Here is a 17,701-nt window from a genome sequence, read left to right as displayed (position 1 = left end):
GCACTACATTTGCGGTTTTTGCGGCAGTGCAGGACAATAAGAGAACCGTCTAGTAAGGCAGGGACAAACCTCTGCCGTGTAAGGAACTCGTGAACTCCTCTCGATCCGCCCGCGCGTATCACCGTTCCCTTGAACCAAGTGACAAGGGCAGCGCCGTGGGCCTGTACCCCCATAACATGCACCCAGGGCTTGTGCCCGGCATCAGCGTCGAAGACCAGCGCAATAAGTTTGGCCTGGATAAGCCGCTGTTTTTCATCACCGCTATCCTCATCGTCGCCTTCATTATCTGGGGCGTCCTCATGCCCGATAGCGTGGCCAGCGCCTCCTCCTCCGCCTTTGGCTGGGCCATTACCAACGCTGGCTGGCTGCTCAGTATCACCATGATGCTGGCCATTGTCACCATGGCCTATATCGGCTGCTCCCGGTTGGGGCGCATCAAGCTCGGCACCGATGACGAGGAGCCCGAGTTCAGCTACTTCAGCTGGGTAGCCATGATGTTCGGCGCCGGCATCGGCGTGGGCATCTTCTTCTATGGCCCGTCCGAGCCGCTCTCGCACTACCTCACCCCGCCGCCGCACACGGTGGACGGCAATACCGTCGAGGCCCTGCACCAAGCCATGGCCCAGGCCCACTACCACTGGGGCATTTCCCCGTGGGCGGCCTACGCGCTGGTCGGCGCGGCGATTGCCTATTCCTCTTACCGCCGCGGGCGCGTGCCTTTGGTCTCTTCCATCTTCAAGCCGCTTTTCGGCTCCCGCGATACGGATGGGCCAGTGGGCAAGCTTATCGACGTCCTCGCGCTCATCGCCACCCTCTTCGGCACCGCCGCCACCTTGGGCCTATCCGCCATCCAGATCGGTGAAGGTGTCACCATCATCCGCGGTGCGGGCACCATGACCAATACCGCGCTCATCATCATTATCGCCGTGCTCGGCTGCGCGTTTATCCTCTCCGCGGTCTCCGGCGTGGCGCGCGGCGTGCGCTACCTTTCCAATATCAATCTCTCGCTGACGTTGGGTCTGGTGGTCTTCGTCTTCCTCGTCGGCCCCACCCTGCTCCTACTCAACCTCATCCCGGCCGGCATCGTCACCTACATCGATCAGCTTCTGCCGATGATGGCCAAGGGATTGTCCTGGGGCGATGAGACCATCGAGTTCCAGTCCTACTGGACCGCCTTCTACTGGGCCTGGTGGATTGCCTGGACGCCGTTCGTCGGCCTCTTTGTCGCCCGCATCTCCCGCGGTCGCACCATCCGGGAATTTACCGCCGTCACGGTTTTCGCCCCTACCACCATCCTCATCCTCGCCTTTACCATCTTTGGCGGCACCGCGATTTCCTTTAACCGCGAAGGCATCGCCGGCTTCGACGGCGAATCCTCTAATGAGCAGGTGCTCTTCGCCATGTTCCAGGATCTGCCTTTGGGCTCCATTACGCCCTATATCCTGCTGGTGGTCTTGGCCGTCTTCTTCGTCACCTCGGCGGATTCGGCCTCCGTGGTGATGGGAACGATGTCCTCCAAGGGTGATCCCACCCCAAATAAGCTCGTGGTCATCTTCTGGGGCGTGTGCATGATGGGCATCGCCATCGTCATGCTGCTGACCGGCGGCGAAGACGTGCTAACTGGCCTGCAGAACCTCACCATCCTCGCCGCCCTCCCCTTCTGCGTAGTCCTTTTGGTCATGATGGTGGCCTTCATTCGCGACCTGCGCTCGGACCCGATGTTTATCCGCCGCACCTACGCCCGCACGGCGATGGATAACGCGGTCATGCGCGGCATCGAAGAGCATGGCGATGACTTCGAGTTCACCGTTCAGCACGCCGAGGGCGACCGCGGCGCCGGCCACGATTTCGATTCCTCCGCCGAGCGCTATACCGAGTGGTACCAGCGCACCGATGAGGAAGGCGAAAACGTCGACTACGACTTCGATACCGGAGTCTGGTCCGACGGCTACAATCCTAAACACGATAAGAACCACCCCGACTTTGAGGGTGAAAAGAAGGAGAAGTAATGGGCATCCCAGACGACGTTGTCCTCGATGGCTATACGCTCATCGAGCAACATGCAATCGACCACGAGTTCCTGCTGCGCGGCTCTCCGCTCGGCACCGAAACTCCCCTCCTCTTCGCCCTGACCATCGCGGGCGTACTGCTGGTTGCGGCAAGCTTCTTCCTGCGCGGTGGCGCGCGGGTGACAGCCGGCCTGGTGGGCGCGATCCTGGCGCTGAGCAAGCTATGGTGGATGCCCTTCGCACTATGGCAGCAGTTCGATGACGGCCAAGTATTCAGCTACACACTCAAGTACTTCCCGCAGTACTGGCCGGCAGCCTCCATCATCGTCGGCGTCATCGCGCTGGTAGGCCTAGCCTCCGCCATTTTCCGACGGCCCTAACCGCCGAGCACCGCAATCGCGATATGCACCCGGTTGGTGCCATCGATTTTGGCCAGGATGTGCTTCATGTGCGTCTTGACCGTGGTCAGGGAGATGAACAGCTGCTCGGCAATCTCGGCGTTGCTCAGCCCTTGGGCTACCAGCTGGGCGATTTCATTTTCGCGCTCGCTCAGCCCGGCCAGCCCGCTGGGCTGAATCATCTCCTGCTCCGGCTGCGGCGGTGTGGCCGCCAGCCCCACCAGGTTTTCTAGCACCTTCGGGCTAAGCTGTTGCTGGCCTTGGGCCGCCGCTCTTACCGACGCCACCAGCGCCTCCGGCGCCGTCGTCTTCAACAAAAAGCCCACGGCACCTGCGCGCAGGGCGTGCAGGATGAATTCGTCGGTATCAAAGGCGGTGAGCATCACCACCGGGATATCGCGCGCGCCGGCCAACGAGTGCAGCTGCGCCGTCGCCTCGATGCCGTCCATGACCGGCATGCGAATATCCATCAGCACCACGTCCGGCTCCTCGGCCAGGATGAGCTCGACTCCCTCCTTGCCGTTTCCGGCCTCACCGATGACGCTGATGCCCGGCGCGCCTTCCAAGATCATGCGCAGGCCGTGGCGCAGCAGCGGCTCATCATCGACGAGCACCACACGAATCTCACTCACTGTACTTCCTTCCTGGGCAGGCACAGAGTCCACGAGAACCTATCGTCCTCATCATTTACCTGCAGCGATCCGCCCACCACACTAGCGCGCTCGCGCATGCCGACGATCCCGTACCCGCCACTGTTCCCACTCCCCTTTTCCCCAGCCTGGGCGGTGGGGTTGGCCATGGTGATAGACAGGGCGTCGGCAAGCGCGGCGATGGTGATGGTCACCGGCTCGCCCGGCGCGTGCTTGCGGGCGTTGGTCAAGCCCTCCTGCACCGCGCGGTTGAGCGCGTGGCCGGCCATGGTGCTAAGCTCCGCCAGCGACTGCGGCCCCGCGCCCCGCTGGTAGCGCACCTCCACGTACATGCCTGCCCGGCGGGAACGCTCCACCAGCGATTCCACGCCCTCGCGCGGATCGATGCGCCCCTCGCTGCGCAGCGAGTGCAAAGCCTCGCGCAGATCCCCCACGGCGGCTTCGGCTTCATCGCGAATCGTGCGCGCGGACTTCCGCGTCTCTTCCGGATCTAGGTCTTTGCGGTAGGCCAACCCGCCGGCGTAGACCGCAATCATGCTCAGCCGATGCGAGAGTGTATCGTGCATATCCCGCGCGATCCGGTCGCGCTCTTCCTGCCGCGCAAAACTCTCCCGCGTGGCCATTTCCTCGTGCGTGAGCTCCGCCTGCGCCTGCAGCGCAATCGTGCGCTCCTTCTGGTTCGAGCGAACCAACCCGACGACTAAAACCACTACTGCTGGGAGGATGATGGCAATGAAAAATCCCAGCTTCCCGGGAGCATTAAGCCCTTCGCTTCGAGATAGATCGAGAGTGACCAGCTTCGAGGCCACCATGGCCGCACATACCGTCGCCATCCACAACCGGCTGCGGCGCGAGGCCACAGAAAACGCCGCTATAAATACCGAGGGGCGGGGCTCAGCAATCGTCACCGTCGCCGAAATAATGGTTGCGGCTACCAACGCGCTGCGCGGGCCGGGCTGGGTGCTACGCGGGTCACGCTCCCGCGCAGCATGGCGGAGAGCAAAGGGCAATAAGATCCACGTTCCGATCGTCGCCGCGAAAAAAATAAACAGCCTTTCGGGCGATCCGTCGCTCTCGCTAAACCGGACGGAAAAGACGGCAAAATCGCCTATCACTGCCACCGCCGCAATGATGAGCTTCTGCCACAGCGGGCGCTGGAGCATCTCGTCGGATTTTCGGAATAACTTCATAACGCGCACCAGTCTAAGCCGACCCGCCGCACCTGCGGTATCCCCCGCAGGGAGGATTCTCCGTCCTCAGCCACGCGCCTCTAAGACCATAATGGCGATGTGCACGCGGCTGGTACCGCCGATCTTTTTCAGAATATGCTGCATATGCGATTTCACCGTGGCCATGGACACCACCAGTTGGTCGGCGATGTCTTGATTATTCAAGCCCTGGGCCACCAGCTCGGCGATTTCGCGCTCGCGGGAGCTAAGCCTACCTAGGTGGTTGCGAGCGGTGCGGGTGTGGTGCGAATGGGCGTCGTCAAGCGCGGGGCCTTGCATGCCTACCAGCTTGTCGACGACCTGCGGGCTCAACAACGGCTGCCCCGCCGCGGCCGCACGCACGGCCGCCATGAGCGATTCCGGCGGCGTCGACTTCAGCAGGAACCCAGCCGCCCCGGCACGCAGAGCCCGCAGGATGAAGGAATCGGTATCGAAGGCCGTGAGCATGATGATCGGCACTGCGTGAACGGACAGAATCTTCTCCACGGCCGCGATGCCATCCATGACCGGCATGCGAATATCCATCAGCACCACATCGGGCTGCGCGTCGAGCACGGTAGCCACCGCGTCCCGGCCATTGCTCGCCTCGGCCACGACCTCGATATCGGGCGCGTTGGATAGCAGCAGACGCAGGCCGCTGCGGACAAGTTCCTCGTCATCAACGAGCACTACGCGCAGGGCATCGGCCATCATGCTCCCTTTCCTACTGGTTGATTCCACCGCGCGCGCCACAACTGCGATGCGACGGGCGTATAAGCCACAGTAACCGCTACCACTGCCGCCAGCGCTACGGGCACGATTCCCGCGTGGCCCGCCACTACGCCATTGAGGAACGAGGGCACGAGAATATCGTTTAGCTTTTCGAAGAATTTGGGGAAAAATTCGATGACTAGTGTGGCCGCGATGAATGTCAGCGCAGCCTGCAGGAGCAACGTCCATAGGCTTACCCGATGCAGCCGCTTATCGACGTCCGGCTTCCCCACCGCCGCAAACAGCACCCTCGCGCCTTGCCCGCGAAACTCCGGCACGACATAACCGCGGCGCTCCACCAGCTCGATGCGGTCTGCGTCTTTGGGCGCGTTATCGTCGCTGTGCCCGCGCAGGAATTCCAGGCTATAGGCCGAGTCATCGGTATCGGTATAGCTGAGCTTGCGCGAGGTTCCGTTGACGGTGGAGATAAAAAGACTGCGCTTAAAGTCTAAGTACTTTCCCGTCCACCCCTCGCGGGCCGTGGTTTCTTCTAGGTCGATGCGCATGAGCCCGTATTCGGGATGGCGCAGTTGCCAGCTCATCTCGCTCATCGTGTGGCCTCCTTGTGCGCTAGCGGTAGCTGGATACTCCATCCGAATTCCTCGCCTCCCTTTCCTTCTGGGATTTCCTGGTTAGCCACGATGCTCATGCGCCCGCCGGATAGCTCAACGCGCTCGCGCAGGCCCACCAGCCCGTAGCCGCCGGCGCTACTGCCCGCGCGATCATCGGCCTTAGCCGCCGGGAGCGGGTTGCGCATCTCGATGCCCACCTCACCGGCCACCTCGCGCACCGTAATGCTCACCGGCTGGCCAGCGGCGTGCTTGCGCGCATTCGTCAGGCCCTCCTGTACTGCGCGGTGCACGGCGTGCTGCGCCATCGTGGACAGCCCATCAAAAACGTCCGGGCTGGTGCCGTGCGCATAGGTTACAGTCACCTCTGCGCCGGCCTCCCGCGCGCTCGCGACCAGCTCCTCTAGACCGGTGCGCGGGTCCTGGGAAAGGTCTTCGCGCAAGGCGCTTAAGACGGTGCGCAAATCTTCCACCGCGTTTTGGGCTTCAGCGCGGATGGTGCGCGCAGCCTCCGTAAACTCCTCCGGCACACCCTCGCGCGGATAGCTCAGCGCTCCCGCATGAATAGCCACAAGGCTCAACCGATGCGAGAGCGAATCGTGCATATCCCGCGCGATGCTCTCGCGCTCCTCTCGCCGCGCATGCTCCACCTTGGCGCGCATCTCTTCGCGGTTCATCCGGGCTTGCTGTTCCACCCGCCACCGCTTTTCGCGCTGGTTGCCGCGCTTTTGGCCTACCAGCAAGCCCGCGACCATCACGACCACGACGAAGATGGCCCCAACCCATCCGATCTCGTCCCAGCTTAGGTACGGGTTGAAGCTAGTATCTATCGCAAACGCCAGTACAAAGCATGCCACCGCGGCCACCGAGCGCGTAGTCGAGCGCCGCGAGACCATGGAAATAAAAGCCACAACTCCGCTGACCGCGCCGAAATAGGAACTAGACCCCAGCAGTACGATGCAACCGGCGATGAAGCTGCGGGTGGAGCCGGCATAGTCGACGTCGGAAAGCTCGCGCGGCTGGTGCTCCAGGGCAAAGGGCAGGGCGATAATACCCAGCACGCCCACCGCAAACCCGGTGCAGATATAGGGCCCGTACTCCTCAAATGTCGGCGAGTACTCCTCAATATCGAGGTTCATCAGCACCATGCCGACGAGCCAATTCGCCACCGCGCAGGCGGCAACAATGCCCGCCGTACTCCACTTCGTTCTGACCATGGCCCCAAGCTTAAGCCCGCGGCCATAGTCCCTAGGGATGATTTATTTCTGCACCCCGGCCGCATCGCGCATGGCCTTCGTCTGCGCGGACGGATGCTCGTTCTCGGTAGCCAGGCGCTCAAACGCCACGGCCGCCAGCGCGGCAGCCTGCATGCCGAGTACGGAATCATCAAAGCGCATCATTGGCGAGTGATTCCACTCGCGCTGATTTTCGGGCTTTTCCGGATTGGCCGTGCCCATCCACATAAACGTGCCCGGCACCTGGGAGAGGACGTAGCCGAAGTCCTCGGAGGCCATCATCGGGGCGTCGAAAGGCTGGACGTTCTCGGCGCCAAACATCTGGCCCCACAAGGTGGCGGCGAATTGGTTCTCGCGCGCATTGGTCTTGGTGGTCGGGTACAAAATCTCGAAATCCACCTGCGCGGTGCAGCGGTGCGAGGCAGCGACGGAGCTGGAGACCTCCGTAATCATCTGCCGCACGGCGTCGATCTTTTCATCGCGCAGCACGCGCACCGTCGCGCCCAAAGCCGCGCGCTCCGGGATGGCGTTATACGCGCCGTCGCCCGCCCACAGGTTGGTCACGGTAATCACGATGGGCTCCAGCGCATCAAAACGGCGGGTCAGCGCGGTCTGCAGCGACATCTGAATCTCCGCCAGCGCCGCCACCGGGTCGATGGCATCGTGCGGGCGGGAACCGTGCCCGCCCTTGCCCAACACCGTGATGGTCAGGTTGGAGGAGCTGGCCATCATCGGGCCTGGCACATAGTGGAAGGTGCCGCGATCCTGCGGGCCGACGTGCAGGCCGTAGGCGGCAATGGGGCGTCGGCCAGCGGCGTCGAGCACGCCCTCCTCAATCATCGGCAGCGCGCCGCCCGGGCCTTCCTCGCCGGGCTGGAACATGAAGGTGACATCGCCGTGCAACTCCTCGCGGTGCTCGCACAGAATCCGCGCCGCGCCCACCAGGCCGGCGGTGTGCAAGTCGTGGCCGCAGGCGTGCATGTACCCATTCGTCGACGCGAACGGGCTGCCGGTCTGCTCGCGCACCTCCAAGGCGTCCATGTCCGCGCGCAAAAGCACCGACACCGGCCGCTCGCCGCGCTGGCCGCCGCGCAGCACAGCCACCACCGAGCTCAAATCCTGGCCCACGTGTATCTCCAGCGGCAGGCCCTCCAGCGCTTCTAGGACCTTCTTCTGCGTGCGCGGTAGGTCCAGGCCGATTTCCGGGTTGCGGTGCAGGTCGCGGCGGAAATTCTGCAGCTCCTCGAGCATGCCCTCGCCCATTTCCTGGAATACCTCGGTGGCTACCCGCTCACCAATGCGCGCCCGCGTCACCGGCAGGGGCGGCAGCTGCTGGGCCTGGCGCGGGGCGGCCAGGCGGCCGGGGTTGGTGGGGCGAATTCGCTTGGTCGGGTCAGTCATGGGGAGCTCCTTTTCTCGCTTTCCTATTCGAGGGTACCGCAGGTTATCCACAGGGCGCCCGGCGGGTTCGGGGTTGGTGTGACGGGTGGGGCGAGTTATCCACAGGCGGGCGCGGGTGGGCTACCGCGGGCTTGCGGGGTGCCTTAGGCTCACCGGCATGACCCGCTTGCAGGACTACGCCCGCCAACTTGCCTCGCCGATGGAGCTTCTCGGCGAGGTCTCTGGCGCGCGCGAGGCCGACCTGCGGCGGCTGGGGCTTCCTCGGCAGGAGGCCCGGAGCCTGCTTGCGCTTGCCGACGTCTACTTTGGCCCCACCCCCTTCACCCGCCGGCAGCGCTCGTGCCGGGCGACCAAGCATTGCTTGGCGACGTTGAAGATCATCGAAAAGTACGTCTCGCGCACGAAATCCAAGCGGGATGCGTGGGCGCTGCGCGCTGAACTATGCGCGACCGACCAAGACGTGGAGCGGCTCGCGCGCACGCGATTGAAGGAGATGTATCCGCCGCGGCAGCCGGAGAAAGGCGTGCGAATGACGCGGCGCAAGGGCGGCCCGTCGACGCTCTCGATTACCGGCGATTCCGATTTCATTGCTGACCTGCACGCCAGCATCAATGAGGAAAAGCCGCTTGATTCCGTAGAGAATATCTTCTTCCGCGGTGGGGCTACGGCGCGGCCTACTGCCACGACGAATATCATCATCCAGCTCGATGAATTGGATGAAATCTTAAGCGGTGGAGGCGAGTAAATCACGCTGCGGCTGACCAATGGTGCCGAAATCAGCGGCGCGAAGCTGGTGGAAAAGCGCTTGGCCGAATGCGGGCTCGTCACCCTCGTTCATCCTTATGAGGGAGCGGTAAACCTGTATCGCACCTCGCGGCATGCCTCGGAAAAGCAGCGGCTGATGGCGGGCGCGGAAAACCCCACCTGCCCGTGGGCCGAGTGCAACTATCCGGCGGATAAGTGCCAAATCCACCACCTGCAGGCGTGGAAACACGGCGGCGAGACCAATATGGCGAACCTCAGCGTGGCGTGCCCGTATCACAACGGCGTCAACGACGACGATCCGCACGCGCCGCCGGTGCGCGGCCGGCTGGAGCGCCGGCAGGGCCGAATAGTCTGGGTCCCGCCCTGGGCCGATTCAACCTAGCTACTCGCCTAAAGCCCCAGTCCTACCACGTATCCCAGCCGCGTATCCCGGCCGCGGAAACCGACCACAGTAAACCGACCGTACGGGCCGGGCGCGGCGTGGGTGCGGCGTGGGCGCTCAAGCCTGCCGCAGAAGACTACCGCTGGACTCGACCTCGCAACCAAGGCGCGGCTGCGAGGTGGGTTCGGCGTGCTTGGGTGGATTAATCGTCGGCGTCGGTAGACAGCGCGGCCACGAAGGCCTCCTGCGGCACCGAGACGGAGCCCAAGGTCTTCATGCGCTTCTTACCGGCCTTCTGCTTTTCCAGCAGCTTGCGCTTACGGGAGATATCGCCGCCGTAGCACTTGGCCAGCACGTCCTTGCGCATGGCGCGGATGTTTTCGCGGGCGATGATCTTCGAGCCGATGGCCGCCTGGACGGGCACCTCGAACTGCTGGCGCGGGATGAGCTCCTTGAGCTTCTTGGTCATCTTATTGCCGTACCACTGGGCGGAATCGCGGTGAACGATGGCAGAAAAGGCGTCGACCGGGTCGCCGTTGAGCAGGATGTCGACCTTTACCAGGTCCGCGAGTTGCTCGCCGGCCTCTTCATAGTTCAGCGAAGCGTAGCCCTTGGTGCGGGACTTGAGCATATCGAAGAAGTCGAAGATGATTTCGCCGAGCGGCATGGTGTAGCGCAGCTCAACGCGGTCCTCGGAAAGGTAGTCCATGCCGCCCATCTGGCCGCGCTTGGACTGACACAGCTCCATGGTGGGGCCGACGAATTGCTCGGGCACGATGACGGTCATCTTCACCACGGGCTCATAGACCTCGTTGAGCTTTCCTTCCGGCCAGTCAGACGGGTTGTGGACCCACTTTTCCTCGCCGTCTTCAGCCACCACGCGGTAGGTCACCGAAGGCGCGGTGGAAATCAGGTCGAGGCCGAACTCGCGCTCCAAGCGGTCGCGGGTAATTTCCATGTGTAACAGACCCAAGAAGCCGCAGCGGAAACCAAAGCCGAGGGCGACGGAGGTTTCGGGTTCGAAGGTTAAGGAGGCGTCGTTAAGCTGCAGCTTTTCCAGAGCATCGCGCAGGTCCGGGAAGTCGGCCTGGGAAATGGGGAAAAGGCCGGAGTAGACCATCGGGTCTGGGTCCTTGTAGCCCTTGAGTGGGGTCTCGGCGCCGCCGTTAGACCAGGTGACGGTATCGCCCACCTTGGTCTCGCGGACGTCCTTTACGCCGGTAATGAGGTAGCCCACCTCGCCAGGTCCCAAGCCTTCGCACTTTTGCATCGTGGGCGAGACGATGCCGATTTCCAGCAGCTCATGGTTGGCGTTGGTCGACATCATGGTGACCTTCTGGCGCGGAGTAAGCTTGCCGTCCACCATGCGGATATAGGTCACCACGCCGCGGTAGGTGTCATAGACCGAGTCAAAAATCATGGCGCGGGCCGGCGCATCGGCGTCGAATTCAGAAGACGGCGGCGGGACCAGCTCGCAGACCTTATCCAGCAGCTCGACGACGCCCTCGCCGGTCTTGCCGGACACGCGCAGCACCTCTTCCGGCTCGCAGCCAATGATATTGGCGATCTCCAGTGCGTATTTTTCCGGGTCGGCGGCCGGCAGGTCGATTTTATTGAGGACCGGGATGATTTCCAGGTCGTTTTCCATCGCCAGGTAGAGGTTAGCGAGGGTTTGGGCTTCGATGCCCTGGGCGGCGTCGACAAGCAGGATAGCGCCCTCACACGCCTCGAGCGCGCGGGAGACCTCGTAAGTAAAGTCCACGTGGCCGGGGGTGTCGATCATCTGCATGACAATCTGCTCCCCCTGCGCGGTGCCGGACTGAGGCACCCACGGCAGGCGCACGTTCTGCGCCTTAATGGTGATGCCGCGCTCGCGCTCGATGTCCATATTATCGAGGAACTGGTCACGCATATCGCGCTCCGCAACCACCTTGGATAGCTGCAGGATGCGGTCCGCCAGCGTCGACTTGCCGTGGTCGATGTGAGCAATAATGCAGAAGTTTCGGATTCGGGCGGGATCCGTAAACGTCGTGGCCGCAAAGTTTTCAGACATACGTCTACAATAGTCGACATGAAAAGCGCCATGCTCACCCGTCTGCGCCAAGCGCTGGGAATCAGCGAGCGCGAGCCCATAGACACCGGCCTGAGCCGCATTAATTCCCGGTTGGGGCTGGATAGGTCGGATGAGTTCCACGAGCCGCGCAAGGCCGCCGATATCCGGGTAGAGGCCACCGCCTCCCACCCCCGCTCCATATTTTTCTCCCCCGATATGGACGGCCAGGCCGATTCCGGCGAGGTGGTCTGGGTGTGGGTGCCGGCCGAGGGAAAGCAGTCTCCGCCGCGCGAGCGCGCCATTTTGGTCGTGGGCCGCACCCGCACCACGGTGATGGGTTTGCTTATCTCCCCCAACCCAAAGCATGCGCTTGACGACGCCTGGCTGGAAATCGGTTCCGGCGAGTGGGACGAGTCCGGGTGCGATTGCTGGGTGCGCCTCGACCGCCTGCTCGAGGTATCCGAGGAGCAGGTGCGCCGGCAAGGCACGCTTTTCCCGGAACGCAGGTTCGAACGAATCGCGAATAGGCTGCGGGCGCGCTACCACTGGGCCTAGCCGCCGCGCGGCCGGCGGCCACGGGGAGAGTTTTGGCAGGTCGGGTTCGGTACTGCTATTGTGTGTTGGTTACTTACTTGCCGGGCGCGTTGGTCGGGGCGGGCAGGACCTTGGGTTCGCTCTTCGAATACCAGCGCCGAGCGCGCCAGTAATTGCTGGCCGCGGGAGTAGTCCGAGTAGGTCGGTTTCTACGTCAATCACTTTCGATTACTAAGAGGTATTTTTCATGGCAAATATCAAGTCCAAGCAGAAGCGCGTTATCACCAACGAGAAGGCACGTCAGCGTAACAAGTCCGTTCGCTCCGCCGTCCGTACCGAGATCCGCAAGTTCCGCGAGACCGTTGCCGCTGGCGACAAGGCTGCTGCTGAGAAGCAGCTGCGCGTGGCATCCCGCGCCCTGGACAAGTCCGTGTCCAAGGGTGTCTTCCACCGCAACACCGCAGCCAACAAGAAGTCCGGCATGGCTTCCGCGTTCAACAAGATGGACTAAGAGCCATTGCACAGATTATCCCCCGGTCGCGCTCTACGGAGCGCGCCCGGGGGATTTTCTTAGCTTATTTTGGGCGGCGGAACCGGCAGGCAGGGCCGGTGAGACTTAGGCGGGGCGCTTAGGCCAGTTCGTCGTTGAAGTAGTCTTCGAAGATGGCGCCGGCGTTGTGGAAGGCGTCGGCAAGCGAAGTGCCGCCACGGGTTTCCACAAAGGTCTCATAGGCGGTCAGCAACTGGGTGTAGATAATGTTGACGGTCGGCGTGAGGCGCGGATCGGAGGACTTCCAACCCTCACGGGCCTGTACCGCCTGGCGGACGCGCTGAATGATGCGGCTATTGCGCTGGCAGTACAGGGCGCGCAGCTTCGTGTCCTTTGCCAGTGCCTGGGCCGTGAGCTGGGAAATTTCGGGGAAGAACTCATTGCCTACGGCACGGTTGAATTCGGCCATGGCCATGATTTCGGAATCTTCGCGCAGGCTTCCGGTGGGCAGGCCGGCAGCGAAATTCTGGAACTGGTTCTCCACTTCCTCTGACATTTCGGGGCCTAAAACTGCCGATTCTTTGTCTTTTATGTGATTAAAGAGGGTACGGCGGGAAACGCCTACCTCGCGTGCGAGTTCCTCCATGGTGAACCCGTCATAACCTCTCTCGATGACGAGGTTGAGCGCAGCGACTCGGATTTTTGATATACGCGGCATAAATGCCCCTTTCTGTCCCGACGCCCTTTAAGCTTCAGTATCTTTTCTTTCTCCCTAAGGAATTGTGAGGAAATTCTATTTTGCCTACAAACTAAGGGATTTTGGGGCGATTTTATTACCTTATATTCGGTCAGGGAAACCACCATGCGCTTCGCGGGAATTCCCCGCCTGCGCGGCGGCGAGTTTGCGCCCGTCATGGCACTAATCAGGAAAACTGTGACGTTGGACAACCAGGCCGCCACGCTCGCGCGGCCGGTCCCACATCTTATCCGCTCGTGCGTTCGAAAGCCCGATGGTGCTCGTGTCCGGTGGGGCGGCTAAGATGAGTCAACGATGAAAAACGTTAAGCCACTGGTGAAATGGGCGGGCGGGAAGCGCCAGCTCTTGCCGCATATCCACGCCGCCCTGCCGGCGGAGACCCCGCGGCGATTTTATGAACCCTTCATCGGTGGCGGCGCGGTGCTTTTCTCTCTCGAACCGGCCAGCGCACGGGTCAACGATCTCAATAGTGAGCTCATCAACCTCTATGAGGTGGTGCGCGGCGGCGTCGATGAGCTCATTGAGGAGCTCGCGGGCTACCCCAATGAGGCAGAGTTTTTCTATGCGCTGCGCGCAGTGGACCGGGATGCCCACAAGTTTGCCGCCCTCTCCCCCGTCGAGCGCGCGGCACGAACGTTGTATCTCAACCGCACCTGCTATAACGGCCTGTACCGCGTGAACGCGGCCGGTCAGTTTAATGCCCCGTTTGGGCGCTATAAGAATCCCACCATCTGCGATGAGGACACGCTACGCGCGGTGCACCGCTATTTTGCGGACAATGATGTGGCCTTCTCGCAGGGTGATTTCGCCGCGGCGGTAGCACAGGCGCGCGAGGGGGACTTTGTGTACTTCGACCCGCCTTATGACCCGGTGAACGTGACGAGCTCGTTTACCGGCTACCAAAAGGGCGGCTTTGACCGTGCGGAACAAGAGCGCCTCAAAGAGGTCTGCGATGACTTGGATAGGCGCGGGGTGAAGTTCCTGTTGTCTAATTCGGCCACCGAGTTCATCCGGGAACTGTATGCGGACTATGAAGTAGGCATCGTGGGCGCGACGCGGGCGATTAATTCCGTTGGTTCGAAGCGGGGCAAGGTCGACGAGGTCCTAGTGCGCAACTACGAGGTCAGCGGTGACTAGCGGGCCGGAAGCGCAGGAGCTGCGGGCGCGCTTTGGTGTGCCAGAAACGGTGAAGCTCGGCGTCAATGACTGGGGCTGGCTGCGCATCCTGGCGGCGGGATACGACGCGGAGCTGGAGCGGCGCGGGTATTTCTATATCGGCGCGCGGGAGCTAGAACGGCTGTCGGGCCGGCAGCCGCGGCTGATGGCCAAGCATGATTTTTCTACGTCGCGGCCGTGGATTTTTCAGCGTCTCCAGCTGGGAATCGTACCGGTCAGCCGCAGCGAATATCTGGTGGGCCGGTTCAACCTCTACGAGCGGTTTCCAGAAACGCAGCGCGGCGAGGTACGCACGCTGGAGCTGCCGGCAGGTCTGGACACACTCTCGTTGGAGGGGGTGAGCTCGGAGGCAGTGGCGTTGAATGGGGCGTCGGCAAGCGGGATGCTGGAAAATTTTTTGGGATGCGGGCCATTGCAGGCGACGGTGGCCGGGCGCATGTCCACGCGCGGGCTTAAGGTGCGGCTGCCGGACTTGGGCGTGGATGTGGCGGTGGACCGCGCGCAGATGGAGATCGACGGCGGCTTCGAATCGCTCGAGCACCTGGTGCTGGTGGAGGCGAAGAACCACCTTTCGGACGATTTCAATATCCGGCAGCTATATTTTCCGTATCGCCGGTTCCAGCAGCGCCTGGCCAAGGATGTCGTGCCGGTTTACCTGGTGTATTCCAATGGTATTTTCCACCTGTACCGCTATGAATTTCGGGACCCGGCGGATTTTCGCAGCATTGCGCTGGTTGATAGTGCCCGCTACGCGCTGTCCGCCTCGACCCTGGACGCGCAGGCGGCGCTCGACATTGTGCGGGCGGTGGAGCCCGATCCCGAGCCGGCCGTGCCCTTCCCCCAGGCCAATAGCTTTGAGCGGGTGGTCAACCTGCTGGAGCTCATCGCCCTGCAGCCGCTAAGCAAGGCGGAGATTACCCAGCGCTATGATTTCGACCCGCGCCAGGCGGATTATTATGCCAACGCCGCGCGCTACCTGGGCCTGGCGGAGCCGGTGGAGGAAGCGTGGGAGCCGACGGAGCACGGGCGGCGGGTTATCGAGCAACCGCAGCGCGACGCCCGGAATGCGGCGCTCATACGGGCGCTGGCGGCGCGGCGGGTTTTCCGCGAGGTGCTGGAGCTCAGCTTGGCCCGCGGCGCGGTGGCTAGCACCGCGGAGATTTGTGCGGCCATGGAGGGGCTGGGGCTGAGCTTGGCGACGTCCCGGCGGCGCGCCTCCACCGTCGCTCGCTGGACCCAGTGGGTGCTGGACACGGTGGCAGAGGGCACGCCGCGCCTGTTTTAAGCCAGCAGGTTCTGCCCGCCGGAGATGATGAGGACGATGCCGGCGATGATGAAGAAGAGGCCAGAGCCGATGTCGATCCACGGGCCGGCGGCGATGAGTTTGCGGCGCACCGCGTTGGTGGAAATTACCGTGGCGACGACGAGGAAGAAGAGGAAGGCCGACAGCGAGAGCGAGAGTGTCAGCGCAATCGCCAGCCAGACGGGTGGGCTAGCCGGGAGCAGCGGGGCGATCATCGCGGCGAGGAAGAGCACGATTTTCGGGTTGGACATATTCGTGGCCAGGCCGACCTTGAAGGCGGTGCGCAGGCGGCCGAGCTGGGCAGCGGCGTCTTCTAAGTCCACGGGCGGGTTGGCGCGCTGGGCGATGCCGCTGCGCAGCGCGCGCGTTCCCATAAACACTAGGAAGCAGCCGCCGATGGCTTGGACCGCGCCGAGGATTTCCGGGAAGGCGGTCAGCAGCGCGGCGGCGCCAAAGACGGTGGCGGCGCACCAAAAGAGCACGCCGATCTGGATGCCAGCGGCCGCGGCGATGGCGTGGCGGCGCGAGCGGGTGGCGTAGCGGGTTACCAAAATGATGTCCGGCCCCGGCGAGGCGACGCCCACCAGGTTCATCAGCAAGAGGGTGAAAAAGGATGTCCAGGTCACTCCCCCGCCTCGCTTTCGAGGCGCGAGATAAGGTCCTCGCGGCCGAACAGGCGGGCCGAATCCAGCGCGGAGGGCTGGCCGGCGGTGGGGTCGGCGTGGGCGGAAAGGAGGGCGTCGATAACCGCGTCTTCCTTCTTGAAGATGGCACCGGCCAGCGGGGACTGGCCGCGATCATTGAGCAGGTTGACGTCCGCGCCGGCGCGGGCAAGTGCGGTAACCAGCTCGGCGTGGCCGTGATAGGCGGCGAGCATGATAAAGGACTGGCCTTCGTGGTTAACGAGGTCAATATTCACGCCGTGGTCGATATAGGCGAGGAGGTCCAGGTTGCCCTCGCGCGCCATGTCAAAGAGTCGACCGGCGAATTCTTGCACTTGCGTCTCAGACATGGTTTCTAGCTTATCGCGCCAGTTCCGCGACGCGTTTGACGGCCGCCTCTATGACGAATTCGGGCTCACCGCCTTGGCCTTTGACGGCGGCATCGAGCTCTGAGACGAGGATGACCGCCTTGGTGACATTATCGGCGGACCAGCGGCGGGCCACGGGCTGGGTCATTTTGACCACGTAGGGTGCCAGACCGGTTTGGCTCGCCAGCGAGTATTGGTCCCCGCGCGCGGAGTAGAGGCGGGCGACGGCGCCGACCTTATTGGCCAGCGCGGCGGCAATCGCCACGGGGCTCGCGCCCAGCTGGAGGGCGCGGCGGCAGGTGGATACGGCGGCTTCGACGCGGCCGGCGACGGCGGCGTCGGCAATGTCCCAATTGGCTACCTCGGCCACGCCGACGTAGTAGTTTTGCACCGCCTCGCGGGTGACATTGCCGCCGGTATCGGAGACCAACTGGGAGATGGCTGAGGCCAGCTCGCGCAGGTCAGAGCCCACGCCCTCGAGCACGGCGTGGATAACATCCGGGGTGGGTCGCACGCCATGGCTGGAAAACTCGCGGGTGGCCCACTGGCCCAGCTCATTGGGGTAGAGCGAGAAGACCTCGTGGACCTCAGCAATCTTGCGCAGCTTGGCCACGAGCTCGGGCTGCTTCTTCTTTTTCTTCAGCGTCTTGGCCGTCACGGAGTAGATGATGACCATGGTCATGCCCGGCGCGGGGTTGGCGCAGGCGCGCAGGAGGATATCGACTACTTCCTTGCCGGCGCGCTCGCAGTCGCTGATGACGATGACGCGGTTATCGCCAAAGAGCGACGGGCTGGTGGCCTCGAGGATTTCGCCTTCAGAGACCTCGGAGGCCTTGAGCTTCGTCAGCTCGGGCCGAGCACCGGTGGGGCCGCTCTCCTCGGCCGCGGCGCGCTGAATCTGCAGGCGGGCGCGTTCGGTGAGGAATTCATCGTCGCCGAGGATGAGGTGTACTGGAGGCATGCCCGCCAT

The 17,701-nt window shown here is 63.0% G+C and carries 17 protein-coding genes and 1 pseudogene; 7 read left to right on the top strand and 11 right to left on the bottom strand.

What is annotated here, in order from left to right; translation table 11 throughout:
* Nucleotides 1-176: 176 nt before the first annotated feature.
* Both MHK00_RS01325 and MHK00_RS01320 read left to right on the top strand, forming a co-directional pair.
* Nucleotides 177-2,009 carry a BCCT family transporter gene (locus tag MHK00_RS01325; protein ID WP_250410222.1) on the top strand — a complete coding sequence of 611 codons (1,833 nt, stop codon included), beginning with the start codon at nt 177-179 and terminating at the stop codon, nt 2,007-2,009.
* The gene (locus MHK00_RS01320) at nt 2,009-2,389 is read left to right on the top strand and encodes a hypothetical protein (RefSeq protein ID WP_250410118.1); all 381 of its coding nucleotides are present in this window, start codon (nt 2,009-2,011) and stop codon (nt 2,387-2,389) included. Before MHK00_RS01325 ends, MHK00_RS01320 begins: the two co-directional genes overlap by 1 nt.
* Here the strand turns inward: MHK00_RS01320 and MHK00_RS01315 are convergent.
* The 6 genes from MHK00_RS01315 to MHK00_RS01290 all read right to left on the bottom strand — a co-directional run bounded on the left by MHK00_RS01315 (nt 2,386) and on the right by MHK00_RS01290 (nt 8,241).
* The gene (locus MHK00_RS01315; RefSeq protein WP_250410117.1) at nt 2,386-3,039 is read right to left on the bottom strand and encodes a response regulator; all 654 of its coding nucleotides are present in this window, start codon (nt 3,037-3,039) and stop codon (nt 2,386-2,388) included. The genes MHK00_RS01320 and MHK00_RS01315 overlap by 4 nt on opposite strands.
* Nucleotides 3,036-4,247: a sensor histidine kinase gene (locus MHK00_RS01310; protein ID WP_250410116.1), complete on the bottom strand. Its 1,212-nt coding sequence runs from the start codon at nt 4,245-4,247 to the stop codon at nt 3,036-3,038. Before MHK00_RS01310 ends, MHK00_RS01315 begins: the two co-directional genes overlap by 4 nt.
* 66 nt (nt 4,248-4,313) lie before the next feature.
* Nucleotides 4,314-4,979, bottom strand: a complete 666-nt coding sequence (locus MHK00_RS01305; RefSeq protein ID WP_250410115.1) for a response regulator — start codon at nt 4,977-4,979, stop codon at nt 4,314-4,316.
* Nucleotides 4,976-5,587: a hypothetical protein gene (locus MHK00_RS01300; protein ID WP_005326387.1), complete on the bottom strand. Its 612-nt coding sequence runs from the start codon at nt 5,585-5,587 to the stop codon at nt 4,976-4,978. The genes MHK00_RS01305 and MHK00_RS01300 overlap by 4 nt, the downstream gene beginning before the upstream one ends.
* Entirely contained in the window at nt 5,584-6,822 is a 1,239-nt protein-coding gene (locus MHK00_RS01295) for a sensor histidine kinase (RefSeq protein WP_250410114.1), read from the bottom strand. Before MHK00_RS01295 ends, MHK00_RS01300 begins: the two co-directional genes overlap by 4 nt.
* Nucleotides 6,823-6,864: 42 nt before the next feature.
* Nucleotides 6,865-8,241, bottom strand: a complete 1,377-nt coding sequence (locus MHK00_RS01290; RefSeq protein WP_005326385.1) for a M20 metallopeptidase family protein — start codon at nt 8,239-8,241, stop codon at nt 6,865-6,867.
* Between the two features lie 157 nt (nt 8,242-8,398).
* Here MHK00_RS01290 and MHK00_RS01285 point away from each other — a divergent pair.
* A pseudogene (locus tag MHK00_RS01285) lies at nt 8,399-9,388 on the top strand (HNH endonuclease signature motif containing protein).
* 202 nt (nt 9,389-9,590) lie between these two features.
* Here MHK00_RS01285 and lepA read toward each other — a convergent pair.
* A complete protein-coding gene (lepA, locus tag MHK00_RS01280; protein ID WP_005324118.1) occupies nt 9,591-11,441 on the bottom strand; it encodes a translation elongation factor 4 in 1,851 nt (616 codons plus the stop codon).
* 18 nt (nt 11,442-11,459) lie between these two features.
* On the opposite strand from lepA, the gene MHK00_RS01275 reads away from it, so the two are divergent.
* Together MHK00_RS01275 and rpsT are read left to right on the top strand one after the other, a co-directional pair.
* A complete protein-coding gene (locus tag MHK00_RS01275; RefSeq protein WP_005324116.1) occupies nt 11,460-11,996 on the top strand; it encodes a type II toxin-antitoxin system PemK/MazF family toxin in 537 nt (178 codons plus the stop codon).
* Nucleotides 11,997-12,222: 226 nt separating this feature from the next.
* A complete protein-coding gene (gene rpsT, locus MHK00_RS01270) occupies nt 12,223-12,486 on the top strand; it encodes a 30S ribosomal protein S20 (RefSeq protein WP_005324114.1) in 264 nt (87 codons plus the stop codon).
* Nucleotides 12,487-12,604: 118 nt separating this feature from the next.
* Here rpsT and MHK00_RS01265 read toward each other — a convergent pair whose 3' ends face one another.
* The gene (locus MHK00_RS01265; RefSeq protein WP_150851156.1) at nt 12,605-13,183 is read right to left on the bottom strand and encodes a TetR/AcrR family transcriptional regulator; all 579 of its coding nucleotides are present in this window, start codon (nt 13,181-13,183) and stop codon (nt 12,605-12,607) included.
* A 333-nt stretch (nt 13,184-13,516) separates the two neighbouring features.
* Here MHK00_RS01265 and MHK00_RS01260 point away from each other — a divergent pair, with 333 nt between their 5' ends.
* Both MHK00_RS01260 and MHK00_RS01255 read left to right on the top strand, forming a co-directional pair.
* Nucleotides 13,517-14,359 carry a DNA adenine methylase gene (locus MHK00_RS01260; RefSeq protein ID WP_250410112.1) on the top strand — a complete coding sequence of 281 codons (843 nt, stop codon included), beginning with the start codon at nt 13,517-13,519 and terminating at the stop codon, nt 14,357-14,359.
* Nucleotides 14,352-15,683: a type II restriction enzyme gene (locus MHK00_RS01255; RefSeq protein ID WP_250410111.1), complete on the top strand. Its 1,332-nt coding sequence runs from the start codon at nt 14,352-14,354 to the stop codon at nt 15,681-15,683. Before MHK00_RS01260 ends, MHK00_RS01255 begins: the two co-directional genes overlap by 8 nt.
* On the opposite strand, the gene MHK00_RS01250 is transcribed toward MHK00_RS01255, so the two are convergent.
* From MHK00_RS01250 to holA, 3 genes are read right to left on the bottom strand one after another with little or no spacing between them, the layout of a single operon-like run.
* Nucleotides 15,680-16,327, bottom strand: a complete 648-nt coding sequence (locus MHK00_RS01250; RefSeq protein ID WP_150851841.1) for a LysE family translocator — start codon at nt 16,325-16,327, stop codon at nt 15,680-15,682. The two genes, MHK00_RS01255 and MHK00_RS01250, sit on opposite strands and share 4 nt — an antisense overlap.
* Nucleotides 16,324-16,713 carry an ankyrin repeat domain-containing protein gene (locus MHK00_RS01245; protein WP_250410110.1) on the bottom strand — a complete coding sequence of 130 codons (390 nt, stop codon included), beginning with the start codon at nt 16,711-16,713 and terminating at the stop codon, nt 16,324-16,326. Before MHK00_RS01245 ends, MHK00_RS01250 begins: the two co-directional genes overlap by 4 nt.
* 10 nt (nt 16,714-16,723) lie before the next feature.
* The gene (holA, locus tag MHK00_RS01240; RefSeq protein ID WP_250410109.1) at nt 16,724-17,701 is read right to left on the bottom strand and encodes a DNA polymerase III subunit delta; all 978 of its coding nucleotides are present in this window, start codon (nt 17,699-17,701) and stop codon (nt 16,724-16,726) included.

The sequence above is a fragment of the Corynebacterium tuberculostearicum genome, from assembly GCF_022347385.1.
Lineage (GTDB): Bacteria > Actinomycetota > Actinomycetes > Mycobacteriales > Mycobacteriaceae > Corynebacterium > Corynebacterium tuberculostearicum_M.
The sequence above is the reverse complement of the archived record's forward strand: the minus strand, read 5'-3'. Positions and strand labels throughout refer to the sequence as shown.

Coding starts and splice junctions, on each gene's coding strand:
- MHK00_RS01325 (WP_250410222.1), top strand. CDS start 177: ATGCACCCAGGGCTTGTGCCCGGCATCAGCGTCGAAGACCAGCGCAAT.
- MHK00_RS01320 (WP_250410118.1), top strand. CDS start 2,009: ATGGGCATCCCAGACGACGTTGTCCTCGATGGCTATACGCTCATCGAG.
- MHK00_RS01310 (WP_250410116.1), bottom strand. CDS start 4,247: ATGAAGTTATTCCGAAAATCCGACGAGATGCTCCAGCGCCCGCTGTGG.
- MHK00_RS01305 (WP_250410115.1), bottom strand. CDS start 4,979: ATGATGGCCGATGCCCTGCGCGTAGTGCTCGTTGATGACGAGGAACTT.
- MHK00_RS01300 (WP_005326387.1), bottom strand. CDS start 5,587: ATGAGCGAGATGAGCTGGCAACTGCGCCATCCCGAATACGGGCTCATG.
- MHK00_RS01295 (WP_250410114.1), bottom strand. CDS start 6,822: ATGGTCAGAACGAAGTGGAGTACGGCGGGCATTGTTGCCGCCTGCGCG.
- MHK00_RS01290 (WP_005326385.1), bottom strand. CDS start 8,241: ATGACTGACCCGACCAAGCGAATTCGCCCCACCAACCCCGGCCGCCTG.
- lepA (WP_005324118.1), bottom strand. CDS start 11,441: ATGTCTGAAAACTTTGCGGCCACGACGTTTACGGATCCCGCCCGAATC.
- MHK00_RS01275 (WP_005324116.1), top strand. CDS start 11,460: ATGAAAAGCGCCATGCTCACCCGTCTGCGCCAAGCGCTGGGAATCAGC.
- rpsT (WP_005324114.1), top strand. CDS start 12,223: ATGGCAAATATCAAGTCCAAGCAGAAGCGCGTTATCACCAACGAGAAG.
- MHK00_RS01265 (WP_150851156.1), bottom strand. CDS start 13,183: ATGCCGCGTATATCAAAAATCCGAGTCGCTGCGCTCAACCTCGTCATC.
- MHK00_RS01260 (WP_250410112.1), top strand. CDS start 13,517: ATGAAAAACGTTAAGCCACTGGTGAAATGGGCGGGCGGGAAGCGCCAG.
- MHK00_RS01245 (WP_250410110.1), bottom strand. CDS start 16,713: ATGTCTGAGACGCAAGTGCAAGAATTCGCCGGTCGACTCTTTGACATG.
- holA (WP_250410109.1), bottom strand. CDS start 17,701: ATGGCGGGCATGCCTCCAGTACACCTCATCCTCGGCGACGATGAATTC.